Origin of the sequence: Pseudomonas cyclaminis, assembly GCF_015163715.1 — a bacterium.
Lineage (GTDB): Bacteria > Pseudomonadota > Gammaproteobacteria > Pseudomonadales > Pseudomonadaceae > Aquipseudomonas > Aquipseudomonas cyclaminis.
Genome location: NZ_JADDUM010000004.1, coordinates 1 through 19649, shown reverse-complemented (window position 1 = coordinate 19649; position 19649 = coordinate 1). Strand labels below are relative to the sequence as shown.

The window sequence follows — 19649 nt, the reverse complement described above, 5'->3', positions numbered from 1 at the left end:
ACCCACGCACGCGGTGGCCGGGACTAGCCCGGCTAACACCGCGTCGACGTCAAACGCTGCCAATTCTGGCCATTTGCCTCTATGCTTCCAGCTTGACCGTTCTACCTATCGAAAAGGACTCCGATGTCGGCTAAGCGCCCCTCCCCAACAGTCAGCGACTTGTTGGACATTGTCTCGTCTTCCAGCCTCGCAGCGTCCCCACATGTCGCCCTTGAACAGATTTCGTGTTTGATCATGATCAAATACCTGGAGTTCTCCGGCCATGACACGTCGTGGTCAGCGCTGCTCAAAGACACGGACCCTGCTCAGCGCCTGAGCAAAATCGCTTTTCCCAACTTGCGAGAAGCTGAGCGCCTGATTGCGTTGAACGGGCATTTTACGGACGCCTACTTCCAACTTGAGGCGGCGAAACCCGAAGCGCTGAAAGCGCTGTTAAAAGCAGTTAACGATACGTTCGATTTTGATCAAAGACAGCCTTTCGATGCTTCGGCCAATCTCGACGCATTCGACACGTTGCTGAGTTCTGCCTCTGTTGGCGGTAACTCACTGGACACTACGCCTCGACGCGTTTCACGCTTGATGGTATCGCTGCTGGATCCAAAGCCTGGCCAGAGCCTGATTGACCCGGCTGCCGGGACTGCCCGTCTGCTGGTTTACGCTGATCGGTACCGGGGAACTGGGCGCGCGCAACTGAACAAAGCATCTGCGGGTATCGAAGTGGACAAGTCTGTCGCACGTATTGCGTGGGTCAACTTGTTGTTAAATCAGTTAGACACCACTCAGATGAATTACGGCGACAGCGTTGCCAGTATCCAGGACATGCAAGTCGGGCTCGAAACGTTGCAGCGCGAACACTATGATTTCGTTTTAAGTGATCTTCCGCACGGTAACGTTCATGACGACTGCCACCCGGAGAAAGCGGGCTATCTGCCCGCCGCGGCCTTTGGTGATAACGAAAGGCTCACGCGCCGGCTGGAGATCCTGTCCATCTGGCGGTCCCTTGATCTGCTCAAGATCAAGGGCCGCGCGGCGCTGCTAGTGCCCCAAAGTGTCCTCTATGGCATCACACGTGCGCATCGCAAGCTGCGACGAGAGCTGCTGTGCAGCCATGTTATCGAAGGGATTATCCTGCTGCCTCATGCATCGGCGCCCAAGGCCATTTTGCTGTTCGCGAAATCGCCACCGGCAGGGCCGGCCGATAAGCCGCGGACGCTCAATGTCTGGTTTTACGAGGTCGGTAATGAGATTGGTGAAAACGGCTATGGCGATCTTTACGATGCTTTGGCGCACTTTCGGGCTCGGAGGGCCGCTGAAAACCTACCTCTGGAGAGGGGCATCTACCATGTGCCGCTCCCACCGACCACCGACAATGCCAAAGCTTACCCCGTCGGCAGCGTAAAACATTTGGACGCGATCAACATGGAGGGTGGGCGTACCCGGCGTCATCCTATCCTGTTGTCCCGAACGGCTTCCACGCAGATCAAACAATGGCAAGTTCCAGTACGTGACTGGGTGCAGAAACCCGACTGGAAAAACAGAAGAGGCCAGGTAGTTGGCTCCCACGACGAACACAATCAGGTTCGTCCGGACTATGAGGGCGCCGCCCAGCGCGAGCTCTATATCGACGGCGAATTGCAACCCGGCCTGCTGACCCGCAATTGTATTGAGGCGCGAAACTGGACGCTGGACATAAACGAATACCGCTTGCCCCTGGCATCGGCTGTGGCCAAGGGGGAAAGCACAGCGCAGTTGATTGACGAGTTGCGTGAAGTCGAGCAAGACATTCTCAATCGCCTTGAGAGATTGCGCGCTTTGCTGGGAGAGGCGCAATGAAGGTTGGGGCTGCCTGGGCCGAGGTTGCGCTTCTGGATGTCTGCACTATCAATCCTGCGCGACCGGCGATAAGCCCCACGGCCACAATAGACTACGTGCGTTTCTCCGGCTTGGACGATGTGCTTGGCAAAATCACTGCCACCAGTGAGCGTCCCGTGCAGGAAGTGCCAAGAGGCGCTTCGGTATTTCGCCAGGGAGATGTGCTGTTTGCCGCTGTCACCGCAGAACAGTGGTTATCGGTGCTGGTCGGGGAACTGCCCAATGGTTTGGGTATGAGCGCTCAACTTTCGGTGCTGCGCCCTGCTCCTGAGTTGTCTGCCAGGTACCTGTGGCATTTCCTCCAGCAGCCCTGGCTAAGGCAAAAGGCGACAGCCATGAATACCTCCACACACAGCCAGCCGATTATTGCCCGTTCGTTTTTTCGCGAACTGCGAATTGAACTGCCGTCCATCGAAGAGCAGCGGTACATCGTTGACTGCCTCGACCAGGCAGACGCAAGTCCTTATCGAGAGGCGCAGCGCCGGGTCACGCACCTGAAAGAAACCCTTGCTGAACGGCTGATGCTGCCCTCCGATGAGGCGCCGAAACCCGGTTGGTCGTATTTAAGGATGGAGGACATTTGCCGAATCAATCCTCGCGACGATGAGCCCGCCGCAAAAACCATAAGCGCCGAGGATGCAGTGATTTTCCTTTCCCATCGTGACCTATTGTCAAAAAAAACAGGCAACTCGGTGATGCCCTACGGCCAAATGCCCAACCCGGCCCGTCAAGTACGAGCCGCAGACCTGCTGTACGGTGCTGAGCCCGCTACCGCTACCTACGGGCATGTATTAGAGGTGCCGCAAGCCAGCGCACCCACCTTTGCAGCCCGCACCATGACGGTGTTGAGCCCCAACGACAGTGTCTCGTCCCCCTACCTGGCAGCGCTGTTACGTTCACGCTGGTTCAATCATCCACAGGCCAGCCATGGAGTTTCCGCCGTTCGCGGGCAGAGCACCACCACCCGACTCAAACGCCGCAAGCTGCCACTACCACCGCTGGCCGAGCAGAAACGCATCCTTTCCATTCTTGACGCCGTACCGGACGCACAGATTGCGCAGGCCTTACTCAAGTCGCGGGTCATGTATCACGCGCTGGCAAAGGATGCTTTCAACGGTAAGTTAACCCGGCACGGGTTCGCGCCCTCCTCCGACCCGGTTATCTCCAGCACCGTTGCAGATGCCATTACCGAAGCTGTTGAGCCTTCACCGAACCGGCGTGTTCCATTCAAACGCAGTCATCGACGGAACGTTACGAGCAGTCTTTCAACGCTCCAGCGCTTGGTCTGGCGGGCCATGCGGATGCGCAAGCATGTGCTGATTGTGGATGACCCGGAGAGCTTCGATAGCTTTTGCGAGTCGGCATCGCTCAAGCCGTTTAGCACTTATGTGAGCCCGAACCAGATCCGTCGGACGCTGGAGCAGATTGCGGCAATAGGGCTGATCCACAAAATGAACCTTCCTCCCCGTGACAAGGACGACCGCCTAGCCTATCTCGAAGCTTTCCGGCGTTACCAGGAAGGCGAGGATGGACGCATCACCGAGGATATGGCGGTCTCCGATGCCAGCGCGCTTTTGGGCCTCATTAAAAAAGCTGAAGAGGAAAGCGTAAATGCGCCTGCGCTATCTGAGTATTGATCGTTACCCTCCGCTCTCGGACGCCAAAATCTGCTTTTCGGTCGACGCCCCTTGGCCGGTGTTCAACGTTGCAGCTAATCACTGTGGTATCCACTTTGTCGCGGGGTTGAATGGCAGCGGCAAAAGTCATTTATTGCGCGCCATCTCGTCCATTTTTTTGGCCATGGCCGATGGCAAACTGCCGGGGTTCCCCTTTACCCTAGTTTATGAACTCGGTCGCCCCGGGCAGATGTCCGAGATCATCTTCGATAACCCTCTAGCCCGTAAAAACGAGGCGGTCATCTGGCAACGGACAACGCCGGGATTTGAAAAGAATTTTTCCAGTGACGCGTTCGAGGCGGTCATCAACGCCTTGCGAAGCGGTGATCAGCAGGGCTTCTTCGCGCGAGTGCCTCAAGGCAGCTTCCCCCAGAACGTGAAGGACTTGCTTCCCAGGGTGCTCGCCTACACCTCCGGCGCCTGGAGACCCTGGGACGCTATCTGGCAACCGCCTATCAGTGCAGACGAGCGACCAGACTTCAACGATGAGGATGTTTACGAGCTGGGTACGGAGCGGCCCGTTGGCTGGACACACCGTGATGAACGCCTTGTGAGCTCCGCAGAGCCTGCACAATCCAGCCCAGTGGCGTATGTCAATACGGACGCCAGCGACCTGCTGAGCCGGCCATTTCTATTCAGTGACAACCGTCCGGATGCAGCGCTTTTGGCGGTCGTTCTCCATGACGGGCTGGAAGCTCGTAAAGGAGCAGGTAATCCGAGGCTGGCTCAATTGCTGAAAATGGCCGGGTGGCACGCGTTGATCAGCGTACGGCTGCGCATTGACATCGATAAAGTGCAGAACGCCCCGCTGCCGTTCCAGAAAAAAATCCACGACCTGTTGCTGTCGGCCAGTGAGGTCATCCGCGTGCCGTACCCGGAACGTCAACTGCGCATGGCTTACTTTGATGTGGAGAGCCTCGTACCAACGTCTTCGCCGAATTATTACGAGCAGCACCTGGGCAAGGAAGTCGATCTTCACCAGGTGGATGCGCTCGCCCTGGTCCTGGGAGAAAGAAGCCAAAGCGCGTTCAGTCGTTTCCACGAATTGATTCGCTGGCTGGCACTCGGTCTGGTCGATAGCCTGGAGATGTGCATTCGTCGCGACGATAAACCCTTGAGCGGCGATGAGTCCAAGGACATGGGCGTAATGGCCTACAGCGATATGTCCGATGGCGAACAGATGGTCCTGCGGCGCTGGGCGCTGTTCTACCTGTTGTCGGGCGAGTCGGATGCCTTGCTGCTACTGGATGAGCCGGAAACGCATTTCAACGACAGCTGGAAGCGCGAAATCGTTGGCATCATTGAAGAGGCCATGGGGCACGACTATAGCGCCGTGTTGGTCGCCAGCCACTCTTCCATCGTGTTGTCGGACGTGTTCGACGAAGAAGTTATTCACGTACGTAAGAGCCCCGACGGCCGCTCGTCGGTAGAGTCGCTGAGGACCCGCACTTTTGGCAGCGAGCCGGGAACACTGGTCATGAAGGTGTTTAAAGCCGACGACAGTATTGGTGCACGTGCTAAGAAGCGTATCGACGCATTCCTCGAAGCAGCTGCGGAGAAGCAAAAAGCCACACCCGATGAAATCGCTCAGGTCGAAAAGTTGATCCACAATCTGGGCAGCGGTTTCTATCGGTCCGAATTACGTACAGTACTGAACCGCTGGAAGCATAACAGCAGTGTGGAAGCGCTTAATGATCTGTTGCCATCGCTGACGGCAGAGATGCAGGAAGACGTATTGGACTTGATGAAAAAGCTGTTGGGAGCGCGCTAACCCGATGCTCAAGCCTATCCGTCACAGTAAATGGTCTCCCGCGCTCGCTGCCGGTCAAATAATGATGCGGACCTTTGCCTTATGGCTCTGTGATCCCAACGTCAAACCAGCCCACATCAACCGGGCGAACCTATCCAAGGCGCTGGGCACTCAGATAGAAGGCGACTGGCTGTGGGAGTTCCTGAAACACGACGTGGCCAGGACACCCCTTTTGGATCGCGCGGTGATCGTGGCTAACCTGAATGACGCCGAAAAGTGCTTCCTGCACCTATGGGTCCTACGTGCGGGCGGTGTCAGCACGCATTTTTCCCTGATACCTGGCGCTCAACCTTTACCCGAAGGTATGCCTTTCCAGAATAACGTCGCCTGGGGCGCGTTCAAAATCCTGATGGAGGCCTTTTACTCACCCGGACTCAGGGAAGACGGCCTGCCTTATGACGCCAAAGGCAAAGTCACCAGTGACCCGTCGATGCAAGTCACCTATAAACGTTTCAAACGCGATTTCCTGCTGGAGCACAAGATCGACAAGGACGTCGATGCGCGGGAAGCCTGTGTCATTTGCGGTGCTGAATTGTGCAAGTCGCATATCGATCACTGGGTCAGTAAGGCTAAATACCCATTGCTTTCCGTGTGCGCCGATAACCTCATCCCCATGTGTGACGAATGCAACGAGTCGCCCAATAAGGGCTCGGATCCGGTTCACACCGGTGGTTCTTTCAACGATTGGTTCCACCCCTATCAACGTCACCCGGCAGGGGCATTCACGCTGAAGCTCAGCTCGCCGCTGTTGGGCGTCGACCTGAAAAGCACCGACCCGGCAGATGCGCAACGACTCAAGAACCTGGACGAACTGTTCAACCTCAAACTGCGCTGGAGCAAAGAGCTGCGGGCCGAATACCGCAAGATCCAGCGCTTGCTTGAAAGACGACAGAAAGGTAAACCTGCGGCCTTGACGCTGATGCAAGTCTACACGGCGATCAATGAGTGGGCGCAGGATCTGTCGAGCGCTGAGCCGAACCATGAGGTCCACAAAGTGTTGTTCGACGCCTTGATGGACCCCAGCCGATTAGTTGCATGGCATGCGGAACTTGAGGCGAATTTCCCTTGAATGAAAACGTCCGCGCCCAAGTCATTATTGACTAGCCAACCCAACCGACGGCAGTCTTGGGAATCACCTCCGACTCATCCAGCTTCGACGCAAACATACTCACCGCCTGCACCGCATCACTGGTGCTGGTACGGATCTGCAAGATCACTGAACCCGCCTGGTCCGCCAGTTGAACGCCACGCTGTGCGCCTTCCTGGGTCGCATTCATGCTGGTCACCGCGTCGCGGGTTTCGGAGAGGATCATGCCGATCATCTCGGCGATTTCCGCTGTGGAGCGGCTGGTTCGGCCCGCCAGTTGCCGGACTTCGTCGGCCACTACCGCGAAGCCCCGGCCTTGATCGCCGGCCCTTGCGGCCTCGATGGCGGCGTTGAGCGCCAGCAGGTTGGTCTGGTCGGCAATGCCACGGATGGTGTTGACGATTGCGGTGATTTGCTCGGAACGATCGCCCAGTTGCCCGACCAGGCGCGCCGATGAGCCGATGTTTTCAGCAATCCGGCGCATCTCCGTGGCAGTTTCCTGAATGACCTGGGTGCCGTGCTCGGCAAACCGTTCGGTCTCGGACGAGATGTGGTAAGCCCGCGAGGCGCCACGGGAGTCTTCCTCGAACTTCTCCACGCGTTCGGTGATGTCACTGGCGAACTTGACGATCTTGAGCAGCTTGCCGTCGCCGTCGTAGACCGGGTTGTAACTCGCTTCCAGCCACACGACGCGGCCATTTTTGCCAAGGCGTTTGAATTGCCCGGTGAAGAATTCGCCATTGTTCAAGCGGCGCCAGAAGTCGGCGTACTCGTGGCTGTTGATCAAGGTGGGTTCGCAAAACAGGCGGTGATGTTTGCCTTTGAGCTCAGCCAGCGAATACCCCATGACGTTCTGGAAGTTGGCGTTGGCGTCCAGTACCTGGCCGTTCAAGTCGAATTCGATGACAGCCATTGCCCGGTCCAGTGCCGCCAGTTTGCTGCGGGTAGCAGCCTCCTGTTCGACGCTGGCGGTGATGTCCAGCGCGTACTTGACCACTTTCATTACCCGGCCACCCTCATCCAGGACCGGGTTGTAGCTGGCCTCAAGCCAAATGGTCTTGCCTTGGGCATCCACCCGCCTGAACTTGCCCGACACAAACTTGCCGGCCTTGAGGTCCGTCCAGAACTGGCCGTAGGCCGGGCTGCTGGTGAGCGCCGGCAAGCAAAAATCACGATGGGACTTACCGGCCAACTGCTCGCGGCTGTAACCCAGCGTCCGCAGGAAGTTGTCGTTAGCACTCAGCACCTTGCCATTGAGGTCAAATTCGACCACCGCCATGGAGCGTCCGAGTGCAGCAATCAGTCCCTTGTATTCGGTGACTTCCGCCGTCCTGGCTGCCAGTTCTGTTTTCAGTGTTGTATTGAACATGACGTGACCCTCAACCGTGTGCAGAAGCTATCTCTAACTCGCTATCGGCGGCTGGATACGCGACTTTACGCGGCTTTGATATTTATTTTCTGGCGTCAAAAAGCTGCTCCCGCGGGTTTGCCCAAGCGGCTGATTTCGGGGACCATGGGCGCCTTAACAAACCTTCCAACCAGAGGCACCCATGGCCAACCACGACCTGTCCTATACCCCCGATCCTGATGCCGATTCCATCTCCTCCGACGTGATCGGTTTCAACGGCATCCTGGTCTCCACCCAGATCCCGACCCGCGCTGACGGCAGCCTGGAGCTGGGCGATATCACCTTGCAATGCGAATGCACCCTGCAAGCGCTGAAAGTCGCGCTGGAAAAGGCCGGCAGCTCCATGGACCGGGTGATGCACCTGACCATTTATCTGACGGATATGGCTGATCGCGCCGTGTTCAACGAGGTCTACAAACGCTTCTTCGCCAAGCCCTGGCCCGTGCGTGCGGCGGTTGGCGTGGCTGCGTTGGCGGTAGAAGGCATGCGCGTGGAAGTGACCGCGATGGCCGCCAAGGCCTGAGTGCGTGCCGGTCAGGCATTTCACAGCTACAATGCGCGCCTCAACCGTGACAAGCCTGACTAAAAAAACTATGTCCATGCCCAAGCATCACCTGGAATTGCTCAGCCCTGCCCGCGATGTCGCCATCGCGCGCGAGGCGATCCTGCATGGCGCCGACGCCATCTACATCGGCGGCCCGAGTTTCGGCGCCCGCCATAACGCCTGTAACGACGTGAGCGATATCGCTCAGTTGGTAGAATTCGCCCATCGTTACCATGCGCGTGTCTTCACCACCATTAACACCATCTTGCATGACAACGAACTGGAACCCGCACGCAAGCTGATCCATCAGCTCTACGACGCCGGTGTCGACGCGTTGATCGTGCAGGACCTGGGGGTGATGGAGCTGGATATCCCGCCCATCGAGCTGCACGCCAGCACCCAGACCGATATCCGCACCCTGGCCCGCGCAAAGTTTCTCGACCAGGCCGGTTTCTCGCAGTTGGTCTTGGCCCGTGAGCTGAACCTGCAAGAAATCCGCGCCATTGCCGACGAGACCGATGCCGCCATCGAGTTCTTTATCCACGGCGCCCTGTGCGTGGCGTTCTCCGGGCAGTGCAATATCTCCCACGCGCAAAATGGCCGCAGCGCCAACCGTGGCGATTGCTCCCAGGCCTGCCGCCTGCCGTACACCTTGAAAGACGACCAGGGCCGCGTCGTGGCCTTTGAAAAGCACCTGCTGTCGATGAAGGACAACAACCAGAGCGCCAACATCCGCGCCCTGGTCGAGGCCGGCGTGCGGTCGTTCAAGATCGAAGGCCGCTACAAGGACATGGGCTATGTGAAGAACATCACCGCCTATTACCGCCAGCGCCTCGACGATGTGCTCGAAGACCGCACAGACCTCGCCCGCGCATCCAGCGGCCGCACCGTGCACTTCTTCCTGCCTGACCCGGAAAAAACCTTTCACCGTGGCAGCACCGACTATTTCGTCAGCGACCGCAAGATCGACATCGGCGCCTTCGATACCCCGACCTTCACCGGCCTGCCGGTAGGGACCGTGGAAAAGGCCGGCAAGCGCGACCTGCAAGTGGTCACCCATGAGCCGTTGTCCAACGGTGATGGCCTGAACGTGCTGGTCAAACGTGAAGTGGTGGGGTTCCGCGCCAACATCGCCGAGCCCAAGGGCGAGTTCGAGGAAGACGGCCAGAAGCGCTACCGCTACCGCGTCGAGCCGAACGAAATGCCCGCCGGCCTGCACCAGTTGCGCCCGCATCATCCGCTGAACCGCAACCTGGACCATAACTGGCAACAGGCACTGCTCAAGACCTCAGCCGAGCGCCGTATCGGCCTGTCGTGGGTGGCGCGCCTGCGTGAAGACCAATTGGAAATCACCGCGACCAGCGAAGAAGGCATCAGCGCTGGCGTTACCCTGCCCGGCCCGTTCGGCGTGGCCAACAAGCCTGAGCAAGCGCTGGACACCCTGCGCGACCTGCTTGGCCAACTGGGCACCACCGAGTACCACGCAACGGATATCAAGCTGGACGCGCCCCAGGCGTTCTTCATCCCCAACTCTCAGCTCAAGGCATTGCGCCGTGAAGTGATCGAAGCACTGACGGCTGCCCGTGTCGCCGCCCACCCCCGTGGTGGACGCAAGGCCGAGACCACACCGCCGCCGGTGTACCCGGAAGCGCACCTGTCGTTCCTGGCCAACGTCTACAACCAGAAGGCCCGCGACTTCTACCACCGTCACGGCGTCCAGATGATCGATGCGGCGTTTGAAGCCCATGAAGAAACCGGCGAAGTGCCGGTGATGATCACCAAGCACTGCCTGCGTTTCTCGTTCAACCTGTGCCCTAAACAGGCCAAGGGTGTGACGGGCGTGAAAACCAAGGTCGCGCCGATGCAATTGATCCATGGCGACGAAGTGCTGACACTGAAGTTCGACTGCAAACCGTGCGAGATGCACGTGGTGGGCAAGATCAAGGGGCATATCCTTGGCCTGCCGCAGCCGGGCAGCGTGGTTGAGCACTTCAACCCGGACAAAATCATCTTCCAGGGCACGCACTGACACTGCGGGAGCGGGGCCACCACCAGCCCCGCTGCAACCCGGCAGCCGCCAGTAGAATCGTTACCACCCCCAGCCATTGCAGCCAACCCAGTTGGTGTCCGAATGCAATCCAGTCGACAAATATCGCCGCTATCGGGTAGATAAACGACAGCGCGCCGGTCATGGCCGTCGGCAGTTTCTGGATCGCGCCGTACAGCAGCACATACATCAACCCGGTGTGCACCACACCGAGGGTCACCAGCGCCGACCAGGCGTAGCCCGTCTGCGGCAAGCTGTTCCAAGGCACCAGCGGCGCCAGCAGCAACGCACCGGTGATCACCTGGATCAATGCCATCAAATGCGGCGGCACGTCCTTCAAACGCTTGATGATCAACGCCGCGACCGCATACAAAAATGCCGCGCCCAACGCCAGCGCGATACCCGTCAGATAATCCCCACCACTGCCTTGTTGATCGCCATGGGCGGTGACAATCGCCAGCATCCCCAGGAACGCCAGGCTCAACCACGCCAACTTCTGCAGGGTGATCTTTTCCCCCAGGAACAACGCCGCCAGCATCACCAATATGAACGGCTGCACGTTGTACACCGCCGTACTGATGGCGATGGACGCACGGGAATAGGATTCAAACAGCAGCAGCCAATTACCGACGATGGCCACGCCGCTGAGCATCGCCAACCCCAGCTTGGCCCAACTGAGCAGGTCCAGGCGCAGGTAACCCAGCGCCGCACAGACCAGCAGCAACGTCAGCCCGCCGATCACGCAGCGCCAGAACACCACTTCGATCACCGACACGCCCGATACCAGCACAAACCAGCCAATGGTGCCGGAGATCAGCATGGCGGCGACCATTTCCCACGAACCGCGACGGATGGATGTGTCCATGATTGAAGCTCCTCAAGTGAGGCTCAATTATGGCAATCTGCTTGGCGGCGGCTCCAGCGACTAAATCAGGCCAAATGCCCGGATCACCTTTACTTATTAGGCGAATACCATGATTGACACTATCGACCAGCAACTGATCACGGCCCTGATGGACGACTCGCGATTGTCGCTCAAGGTGTTGGCGGGCATTACAGGGCTGTCCTCGCCCAGCGTCAGTGAACGCCTGCGCCGCCTGGAAGAGCGTGGAGTGTTGACCCACTACACCGTAGACGTGGACCCCAAGCACTTCGGCTATCTACTGCAAGCCATCGTGCGCATCCGCCCCCTGCCCGGCCAATTGCAGGAAGTGGAACGCCAGATCCAGGCGATCCCCGAGTTCACCGAGTGCGACAAGGTGACGGGCGAAGACTGTTTTATCGCCCGCCTGCATGTGCGCACCATGGACCACCTCGACAGCCTGCTCGATCGTCTCAACGTCTACGCCGAAACCAACACCGCCATCGTCAAGAAAACCCCGGTGAAGCGGCGTTTGCCGCCGTTGGCGGATTGACCTGCTCGCCGCTGTCAGCCACGCAATCTTTTCGCCGCACTGAGCAAGCCCCGGAACTGAGCATACCGCGCCTCCAGCACCGATCGTTGCGCCACGTCGGGCAGGTAGCGCGCCTTGACCGGCATGCCCTGCGCCAGCAAGTCCGCGCCCTGCCCCACCGCCAGCAACCCCAGCTTCGCCGCCCCGATACACGCGCTCAACTCACTGCCATGCAGGGTATGAATTTCCCGCTGAAGGATATTGGCCAACAACTGCGCCCAATACTCGCTACGGGCACCACCGCCCACCAGCGCACAGGCGCCCACGCTGGCACCGGCCGATTGCACGGCGCTCAACGCATCCAGCAAGCCAAACCCCACGCCCTCCATCACCGCATACCCGAGCATGGCCGGCGTGCAGTCATGACCCAGGTTCATGAAACCGCCACGCAACAAGGGATCGTTATGGGGCGTGCGCTCCCCGGCCAGGTACGGCAAAAACAACGGCGTGTTCAGCGGCACCGCCTGCCCAATCGGTAATTGCGCCTGGACGTGATCGAGCAATGTTTGCTCATCCGCCGTTCCGGTCAGTTGCGTGACCCAACGCAGACAACTGGCGCCAGCGAGCATGGCGCCCATGGTGTACCAGCGCTCGGGCAACGCATGGCAGAAGCTGTGGACTGCGCTGGCCGGGTTGCCGGCAGCGTGATCGGTGATCGCGACCAGGGCCGCGCTGGTGCCGAGGGTGATAAACGCATCACCGGCATTGATCGCCCCCATCCCTACAGCGGCCACCGGGTTGTCGCCGCCGCCGCCGGCAATCACCACGTCCGCTGGTAAGCCAAGCCCGTGCAGCGTCACACGGGCACTGGCGGCGCCGCCCTCGACCAACCGGGGCATCTGCGCAGGCGTGAGTCCGGTTGCGTGCAGCATCGGGGCGAACCACTCGCGGCGCGCCACATCCAGCCACAGCGTACCGGCGGCATCCGACATCTCGCTGATGCGCTCACCACTCAGGCGCAGTCGCAGGTAGTCCTTGGGCGACAGCACGCAGTCAATCGCCTTGAACACGTCAGGCTCATGCCGCTGCAGCCATAGCAGCTTGGGTGCAGTCAGCCCGGCCATGGGCAAGCTGCCGGTGACGTCGGCAAACTCCGGCCCCAGTTGTTCGGCTTCGGCGACGGCGCGGGAGTCGTCCCACAGGATCGCCGGGTACAGCACGCGGTCGTCAGCCCCGAGTAAAACCGCGCCGTGCATCTGCCCGGACAGCCCGATACAGGCCACACGGGCAAACGCTGCATGCCGGCGCAATTGGTCCAAGGCCTGTAGACAGGCCTGCCACCAGTCTTCAGGGGCCTGCTCGGACCAGCCGCTGTGGCGCCGCGACACACTCAAGCGCACGCCGGCATGGGCCAGCACGGCACCGTCGGTGTCCATGAGGATGGCCTTGAGTTCAGAGGTGCCGAGATCAATACCGAGGGAAACAGGACCGTTCATACGTGGGTTATTCCAATCAATCACAGCCGCAGGAGTTACGTAGTTGCAGGGTCGGCGCCAGACGTACGCTCTGGGGCGGCGAGCCGGGCGAAGCCATGCGTTGCAGCAATAAGTCCACCGCACGTGCGCCGAGTGCCTGGACCGGCTGTGCGATCAGGCTCAAGCGCGGCACGAAGAAATCCGCCCAGTCGAAATCATCGAAGCCCACCAGGGCCATCTGCCCCGGCACCTCGATCTGCGCCTCCCGCAGTGCCTGCATGGCACCGAGGGTCATCAGGTTGTTGCCGGCCATGATTGCCGTAGGCGGCGCAGCCAGGCGCAGCAACTGCGCGGTGGCCTGGCGCGCCGGCGCCGTGTTGGAGCCGCCGTTGACCAGCAATTGCGCATCAAACACCAGCCCCGCCGCCTGCAACGCCGCTTTGTACCCGGCCACACGCTCATCCGTGGTACTGAACCCGGCACGCCCGGCAATGAATGCGATACGGCGATGTCCGTGGGCAATCAGGTGTTCAATAAGGGCCTGGGTCGGCTGCGCATTCTCCACCCCGACCTGATCGAACCGCTCACTCATCATGCGATCCACGAGCACAGCCGGAATCTCGTTGGCCTGCAAGTACTCCAGGGCCATCGAGCCGTTGGACGGCGCCAGCACAATCCCGTCGACGCGCCGGTGATGCAGCGCCGTGACCACGCGCAACTCTTGCTCCGGGTCGTCATGGGTATCGACAAACAGCATCATGTAGCCGTGTTTGGCGCACTCGGTTTCAATCGCGTGCACGGTTTCGCTGAAGTAATGGTTGGACAACGCCGAGATCGCCACGCCAATGGTGTTGGTACTGGAACGGGCCAGCGAGCGCGCCAGGGTATTGGGGATATACCCCAACGCCTGGATCGCCCGCTGCACCGCCTGCACCGTGGCCGGGCTGACTTTGCGGGTGCCGTTCAACACATGGGACACGGTCGAGGTCGACACCCCCGCCCTGCTTGCCACGTCATCCATGGTGACCACGGCGCTGTTCCTTTCAAGAGATCAATGTTTACTCGACCAGCCGCTGTACGTACCGACGTTGTCGCGTGTGATGAGCTTGGGGGTGAGCAGGGTAACCGCTTCGGCCGGGGCTTTGTCATTGAGAATGTCATTGCCCACATTCACCGCCGTCTGGGCCATGGCCCAAGGGTCCTGGCTGGCGGAGGCCTGGATCTGGGTGTCGGTCTTCAGGGCGTTCTCGATATCCGGCGCGCGTCCACCGAGGTAATGATGATGCCGCTGCGCTTAAGCTGCTTGGCCGCCAGGTCGCTGCCGATAGCCTGCGGGTCGTTGATCGCGAACAGCCCGTCGATTTTGGCGAAGCGCGTCAGGTAACCCTGCATCACGTTCAAGCCGCCTTCACGCGAGCCCTTGCCGTCCTGGTCGTCGGACAGCACCTTGATCTCCGGCGCCCCGGCCAGCGCCGTCTTGCAGCCTTTGACGCGGTCCGTCACTGCGGTGACTTGCGGGCCGTTCTGGATAATCACATTGCCTTTGCCCGAGAGTTTGTCCACCAGGTACTGGCAGGCGAGCTTGCCGGCTTCGACGTTGTCGGTCTGCACGGTAGCGTTCACGCCTTTTGCGTCTACATCCACCGCGACCACGACGATCCCGGAGTCGCGGGCCTTCTTGATCGCCGATGCCATGGCGGACGGGTCCACGGCGTTGATCAGAATCAGGTCGACCTTGGACGAAATGAAGTTATCGATCTGTGAGAACTGCTTGCTCAGGTCATAGTCGGCCGACACCGAGGTGACCTTGACGCTGGGGTTCAGCTCCTTGGCGCGGGCGGTTGCGCCGTCGGCCAGGGTCACGAAGTACGGGTTGCCCAGCGAGCCCATGCTGATGCCCAGGGCTTTGAGTTCACGGGCCTCCACGGCTTGGGACATCAGGGCGGCCAACGCAACGACGGGAAACAGGTGTTTAAGCTTCATGGGAGTCTCTCTTGTGATTGTTGTATGAGTGAAATCAGGTCCGCGCACCGGACTGGCGATAACGATCCAGCGCTACTGCGCCAATGATCACGATGCCCTTGATGATGTACTGCCAGATATCCGAGACGCCCAGCAGCACCAGGCCATTGGTCAGCACCGCGATAATCAGCGCACCGATCAAGGTGCCACCAATGGTGCCCACGCCGCCGGTAAAGCTGGTGCCGCCGAGGATTACCGCGGCAATCGCATCCAGTTCATAGGACTGCCCCAGTTGCAGGCCATTGGCGGCGAACAGGCGCGAGGCGCTCATCACCGCACCGAGCCCGGCCAACGCACCGGACATGGCATACACAAACAGCAGCACCTTCCACACCTTGATCCCGGACAGCCGCGCCGCCTCTGGGTTGCCGCCGACCGAGTAGATCTGCACGCCCATCACCGTGCGGCGCAGGATGAACCACGACAGTGCCACCACCGCCACGGCGATCACCACCAGCCACGGCACACCCAGGATCGAGTCGTTGCCGATAAACGCAAACGGCAAGTCGGGGTTGAACACCGTCTTGTCGTCCGCCAGCAACCGCGCCAACCCACGCATGGCGGTGAGTGCACCGAGGGTGACGATAAACGGCGGCAAGCGCATAAAGGCGATCAACCCGCCGTTGACCAGCCCCAGCAGCAGGCCAAAGCCAATCCCGGCGGCAATCCCGAACATGCCGAACTGCGGCGACATCGACGCCTGCAACGCCACCACAGCGGACGCCGCCAGAATCGCGCCCACCGACAGGTCGATGCCCGCCGTGAGGATCACAAAGGTCATGCCCGCCGCCAGCACCACGTTGACCGAGGCCTGCTGGGTGATGATCGACATGTTCTGCACCGTCAGGAAGTTCTCGCTGGCCAAGGCAAAGCCCACCAGCAGCAGGATCAGCACCGGCAACATGCCGACCGTGCGCATCAGTTCGCGGGCGCGCTCTGCCTTGCCTGTTGTTGCAATCATTGAATCAGCCATGGGCAACCACCTGATCGCCACCGGTGGCGAGGTCAATAATACGTTCCTGGGATATAGCGTGGCCCGAGGCCCCGCCGACTTCGGCCACCAACTGGCCTTCGCGCATGATCAGCACCCGGTCGCAGGTGCCGATGATTTCCGGCAGCTCGCTGGAAATCACCACAATGCCCACGCCGGCCTGGGCCAGTTGATTGATGATGCGGTAAATCTCGGACTTGGAACCAATGTCCACGCCACGGGTAGGTTCGTCGAGGATCAGCACGTGGGGCTTGACCTCCAGCAACCGGGCCAGCAACACCTTCTGCTGGTTGCCGCCGGACAGCGCGCCCACGTTGACCTTGCCCGACGCCACGCGAATCGACAGTGACTTGATGGCAGCATTCGAGCGCTGCGCCGCATGCCCGCGATCGAGTACGCCACCTGCGTGGGCATCCGGCACGCAGGCGCAGACGTTGATGTTGTCGGCCACGCTCATGTCCAGGAACAGCCCCTGGGCCTTGCGGTCTTCGGTGAGGTACACCACACCGGCGCGAATCGCGTCCGCCGGGGTGCGCAGTTGGGTGACGGTCTTGCCCACCACTTCCAGGGTGCCGCTGGTGCGTGGGTCGGCGGCGAAGATCAAGCGCGCCAGTTCCGTACGCCCTGCCCCGACCAGCCCGGCGATGCCCAGCACTTCACCGGCATGCAAGTCGAAACTGCAGTTGCGCACGCGCTTGCCATCGGCCATGTCGCGCACGCGCATCACCACGTTGCCGGGGTTGTACGCAGCGTGTTCCTTTTTATAGAAGCCGGAGAGGTCGCGGCCCACCATCATCTTTACCAGCACCTCGGCCGACAGCGCGTCGCGGGTCAGTTCGCCGATGTACTGGCCGTCGCGCAGCACCGAGACGCGGTCGGACAACTCGTAGATTTCGGCCATGCGGTGGCTGATATAGATGATCGCCAACCCTTGACTGCGCAGTTGCTTGATCAGCGCGAACAGTCGGTCGGTCTCGCGGGACGACAGCGGCGTGGTGGGTTCGTCCATCACCAGAATCTTGGCGTGGGCATGCAAGGCGCGGGCGATTTCCACCAGTTGGCGCTCGGCTATCGACAGGCTGCTGACCTGGGTTGTCGGCGTGAACTCCGCGCCAAGGCGTTGCAGCACTTCGACGCAGCCAGCCTGCATGGCCTTGCGGTCAATGGTCCAGCCTCGGCGCAGTTCACGGCCCAGGTAGATGTTCTCGGCCACGCTCAGGTTCGGGCACAGGCTCAATTCCTGATAGATCACGGCGATGCCGAGGGCTTTGGCGGTGGCGGGGTTATAGGTGGCGATGGCCTGGCCGGCAATGCGGATTTCGCCGCCGGGATGCCTGGTAGGCGCCGGAGAGGATTTTCATCAGCGTCGATTTGCCGGCGCCGTTCTCCCCCATCAAGGCGTGGATTTCGCCGGGGTAGACCTTCAGGCCGACATTTTTGAGCACGCGCAAACCGTTGAAGGTTTTGCTGATGCCCTGCATCTCAAGCAAGGGTTCAAGGCTCATCAATGAGCTCCTGGTTTTATTATTTTTGTGGTTGAGCGAGTCCGACTCTAATTCAGATACATTTGCTTACGCAAGCGCTTGCGCAGGCCTTTTATCGATTAGTGAAACGTTTCATCTCTTCATAAAGCGATAAACATCCAAATGGAGACTCATCGCTCCAAAAGGATACGCTCGGCCATCAAAGCGCCATAATCTCTGCTATTGTCCAAGCACCTCATCTCCTCCTCGTCGCGTTGCCGCGACCTTCTGTGAGCATGCTCTGCGCCCTCGCCTGCCGGCGAAGGCGGGCCTTGACGTTCACGGAACACGCTAACGATGGAAACACCTGGAACCACGCCGCCGCAGTCACGCGCGGAAAAAATCGTCGAGTTCAAACGCCAGAAAAACCTGCTCAAGACCGGTGCCCTGCAAGACGCGATCTTCAACAGTGCTTACTTCTCCAGCATCGCCACCGACGAAAAAGGCGTGATCCAGATCTTCAATGTCGGCGCCGAACGCATGCTCGGTTACGCCGCAGCCGATGTAGTCAACCGCATCACCCCCGCCGATATTTCCGATCCCGCTGAGCTGATCACCCGCGCCGCCGCCCTCAGCCAGGAACTCGACACGCCCATCACGCCTGGCTTCGAGGCGCTGGTGTTCAAAGCCTCGCGAGGCATCGAGGACATCTACGAGCTGACCTACATCCGCCAGGACGGCAGTCGCTTGTCCGCCATGGTTTCGGTGACGGCGTTGCGCAATCGCAATGACACGATCATCGGCTACCTGCTGATCGGCACCGACAACACTGCACGCAAACAGGAAGAAGCCGAGCGCAAAGGCTTTGAGCGCGCCCTGGAAGAAAAGAACCTGGAGCTGGAACACGCCAACCTCATGAAGTCCGAGTTCCTCGCGACCATGTCCCACGAACTGCGCACGCCGCTGAATGCGGTGATCGGTTTTTCCGAGGCGTTGAAGGACGGCCTGGTGGGCGACATGAGCGAGATCCAGCGCGAATACATCTGCGATATTTTCACCAGCGGCCAGCACTTGCTGTCGCTGATCAACGACATCCTCGATTTGTCCAAGGTCGAGGCCGGGATGATGGATCTGGAACTGGAACCGGTGGAACTGGCCGGCCTGTTGGCCAACAGCCTGCTGATCGTGCGCGAAAAGGCCGCCCTGCAGCGCATCCAACTCAAACTCGACAGCCAGGACGACCTGGGCACGCTGGTCCTGGACCTGCGCAAGACCAAGCAGATCGTTTACAACCTGCTGGCCAATGCGGTGAAGTTCAGCGCACACGGCAGCGACGTGACCCTGGCGGTGCGGGAGGTCGGCCGCGCTCAAGTCGGCGAGGTTCCCGGCGATTGGCCGGTGCATGGCTTTGCCCTGCAACCGAGCGTGCACCAGCGATTCCTTCAGCTGAGCGTAAGCGACAGCGGTATCGGCATCGCCCCGGATGATATGGGCAAGCTGTTCAAGGCCTTCAGCCAGATCGACAGCAGTCTGGCGCGCAAATTCGAAGGCACCGGGCTGGGCCTGGCGATGGTCAAGCAACTCACCGACCTACAGGGTGGCAGCGTTGCCGTGGCCAGCCGCGAAGGCCTGGGTGCGCGTTTTGTGGTGTGGCTGCCGCTGCATCGCGGGATCGACACGGCGGAGGCTACATGCCCGAAATCCTGATTGTCGAAGACAACGAAGCCAACATGCGCCTGGCGCGCTTATTGCTGGTCAACGCCGGCCACAGCGTGTTGTGGGCGGCCGATGCAGAGAGCGGCCTGACCATGGCCCGCGAACACCAGCCGGCGCTGATCCTGATGGATATTCAATTGCCAG

The 19649-nt window shown here is 60.1% G+C and carries 14 protein-coding genes and 2 pseudogenes; 9 read left to right on the top strand and 7 right to left on the bottom strand.

Features of this window, described 5'->3' with window-relative positions; translation table 11 throughout:
* Window positions 1-234: 234 nt before the first annotated feature.
* The 4 genes from IQK56_RS00440 to IQK56_RS00425 are packed head-to-tail and all read left to right on the top strand — an operon-like array spanning window position 235 to window position 6427.
* Window positions 235-1833, top strand: coding sequence for an HsdM family class I SAM-dependent methyltransferase (locus IQK56_RS00440; protein ID WP_193863856.1), 1599 nt, complete (start codon window positions 235-237; stop codon window positions 1831-1833).
* Complete coding sequence (locus IQK56_RS00435) at window positions 1830-3509, top strand: restriction endonuclease subunit S (protein ID WP_193863857.1); 1680 nt, start codon at window positions 1830-1832, stop codon at window positions 3507-3509. Before IQK56_RS00440 ends, IQK56_RS00435 begins: the two co-directional genes overlap by 4 nt.
* Window positions 3484-5319 (top strand): AAA family ATPase, encoded by a 1836-nt coding sequence (locus tag IQK56_RS00430; protein WP_193863858.1) that lies wholly within the window; start codon window positions 3484-3486, stop codon window positions 5317-5319. The genes IQK56_RS00435 and IQK56_RS00430 overlap by 26 nt, the downstream gene beginning before the upstream one ends.
* A 4-nt stretch (window positions 5320-5323) precedes the next feature.
* Complete coding sequence (locus IQK56_RS00425) at window positions 5324-6427, top strand: hypothetical protein (RefSeq protein WP_150675391.1); 1104 nt, start codon at window positions 5324-5326, stop codon at window positions 6425-6427.
* A 31-nt stretch (window positions 6428-6458) separates the two neighbouring features.
* Here the strand turns inward: IQK56_RS00425 and IQK56_RS31360 are convergent, their stop codons facing one another.
* The gene (locus tag IQK56_RS31360; RefSeq protein WP_193863859.1) at window positions 6459-7814 is read right to left on the bottom strand and encodes a methyl-accepting chemotaxis protein; all 1356 of its coding nucleotides are present in this window, start codon (window positions 7812-7814) and stop codon (window positions 6459-6461) included.
* A gap of 181 nt (window positions 7815-7995) precedes the next feature.
* Here IQK56_RS31360 and IQK56_RS00415 point away from each other — a divergent pair, with 181 nt between their 5' ends.
* Together IQK56_RS00415 and IQK56_RS00410 are read left to right on the top strand one after the other, a co-directional pair.
* Window positions 7996-8376 carry a RidA family protein gene (locus tag IQK56_RS00415; RefSeq protein WP_122305614.1) on the top strand — a complete coding sequence of 127 codons (381 nt, stop codon included), beginning with the start codon at window positions 7996-7998 and terminating at the stop codon, window positions 8374-8376.
* Between the two features lie 70 nt (window positions 8377-8446).
* On the top strand, window positions 8447-10426 hold the full coding sequence (locus IQK56_RS00410; RefSeq protein ID WP_122305615.1) for a peptidase U32 family protein: 1980 nt from the start codon (window positions 8447-8449) through the stop codon (window positions 10424-10426).
* On the opposite strand, the gene IQK56_RS00405 is transcribed toward IQK56_RS00410, so the two are convergent.
* A complete protein-coding gene (locus IQK56_RS00405) occupies window positions 10404-11309 on the bottom strand; it encodes a DMT family transporter (RefSeq protein ID WP_150759987.1) in 906 nt (301 codons plus the stop codon). The two genes, IQK56_RS00410 and IQK56_RS00405, sit on opposite strands and share 23 nt — an antisense overlap.
* Before the next feature lie 109 nt (window positions 11310-11418).
* Here IQK56_RS00405 and IQK56_RS00400 point away from each other — a divergent pair, with 109 nt between their 5' ends.
* Window positions 11419-11859, top strand: coding sequence for an Lrp/AsnC family transcriptional regulator (locus IQK56_RS00400; RefSeq protein ID WP_099582924.1), 441 nt, complete (start codon window positions 11419-11421; stop codon window positions 11857-11859).
* Between the two features lie 14 nt (window positions 11860-11873).
* On the opposite strand, the gene xylB is transcribed toward IQK56_RS00400, so the two are convergent.
* The 5 genes and pseudogenes from xylB to IQK56_RS00375 form a co-directional block, all read right to left on the bottom strand.
* On the bottom strand, window positions 11874-13334 hold the full coding sequence (gene xylB / locus IQK56_RS00395; RefSeq protein WP_193901492.1) for a xylulokinase: 1461 nt from the start codon (window positions 13332-13334) through the stop codon (window positions 11874-11876).
* Between the two features lie 16 nt (window positions 13335-13350).
* On the bottom strand, window positions 13351-14343 hold the full coding sequence (locus IQK56_RS00390; RefSeq protein WP_193863860.1) for a substrate-binding domain-containing protein: 993 nt from the start codon (window positions 14341-14343) through the stop codon (window positions 13351-13353).
* A 21-nt stretch (window positions 14344-14364) separates the two neighbouring features.
* Window positions 14365-15296, bottom strand: a pseudogene (locus IQK56_RS00385) (ABC transporter substrate-binding protein).
* A 34-nt stretch (window positions 15297-15330) separates the two neighbouring features.
* Window positions 15331-16308, bottom strand: a complete 978-nt coding sequence (locus IQK56_RS00380) for an ABC transporter permease subunit (RefSeq protein ID WP_193901491.1) — start codon at window positions 16306-16308, stop codon at window positions 15331-15333.
* Window positions 16301-17831 (bottom strand): annotated as a pseudogene (locus IQK56_RS00375) (sugar ABC transporter ATP-binding protein). Before IQK56_RS00375 ends, IQK56_RS00380 begins: the two are co-directional and overlap by 8 nt.
* A 315-nt stretch (window positions 17832-18146) precedes the next feature.
* On the opposite strand from IQK56_RS00375, the gene IQK56_RS00370 reads away from it, so the two are divergent.
* Both IQK56_RS00370 and IQK56_RS00365 read left to right on the top strand, forming a co-directional pair.
* Window positions 18147-19496, top strand: a complete 1350-nt coding sequence (locus tag IQK56_RS00370; RefSeq protein WP_193863861.1) for a sensor histidine kinase — start codon at window positions 18147-18149, stop codon at window positions 19494-19496.
* The coding region (locus IQK56_RS00365; protein ID WP_193901489.1) for a response regulator at window positions 19481-19649 on the top strand (169 nt) is incomplete at its 3' end. The genes IQK56_RS00370 and IQK56_RS00365, both read left to right, overlap by 16 nt.

Coding starts and splice junctions, on each gene's coding strand:
- IQK56_RS00440 (WP_193863856.1), top strand. CDS start 235: ATGATCAAATACCTGGAGTTCTCCGGCCATGACACGTCGTGGTCAGCG.
- IQK56_RS00435 (WP_193863857.1), top strand. CDS start 1,830: ATGAAGGTTGGGGCTGCCTGGGCCGAGGTTGCGCTTCTGGATGTCTGC.
- IQK56_RS00430 (WP_193863858.1), top strand. CDS start 3,484: ATGCGCCTGCGCTATCTGAGTATTGATCGTTACCCTCCGCTCTCGGAC.
- IQK56_RS00425 (WP_150675391.1), top strand. CDS start 5,324: ATGCTCAAGCCTATCCGTCACAGTAAATGGTCTCCCGCGCTCGCTGCC.
- IQK56_RS31360 (WP_193863859.1), bottom strand. CDS start 7,814: ATGTTCAATACAACACTGAAAACAGAACTGGCAGCCAGGACGGCGGAA.
- IQK56_RS00415 (WP_122305614.1), top strand. CDS start 7,996: ATGGCCAACCACGACCTGTCCTATACCCCCGATCCTGATGCCGATTCC.
- IQK56_RS00410 (WP_122305615.1), top strand. CDS start 8,447: ATGTCCATGCCCAAGCATCACCTGGAATTGCTCAGCCCTGCCCGCGAT.
- IQK56_RS00405 (WP_150759987.1), bottom strand. CDS start 11,309: ATGGACACATCCATCCGTCGCGGTTCGTGGGAAATGGTCGCCGCCATG.
- IQK56_RS00400 (WP_099582924.1), top strand. CDS start 11,419: ATGATTGACACTATCGACCAGCAACTGATCACGGCCCTGATGGACGAC.
- xylB (WP_193901492.1), bottom strand. CDS start 13,334: ATGAACGGTCCTGTTTCCCTCGGTATTGATCTCGGCACCTCTGAACTC.
- IQK56_RS00380 (WP_193901491.1), bottom strand. CDS start 16,308: ATGGCTGATTCAATGATTGCAACAACAGGCAAGGCAGAGCGCGCCCGC.
- IQK56_RS00370 (WP_193863861.1), top strand. CDS start 18,147: ATGGAAACACCTGGAACCACGCCGCCGCAGTCACGCGCGGAAAAAATC.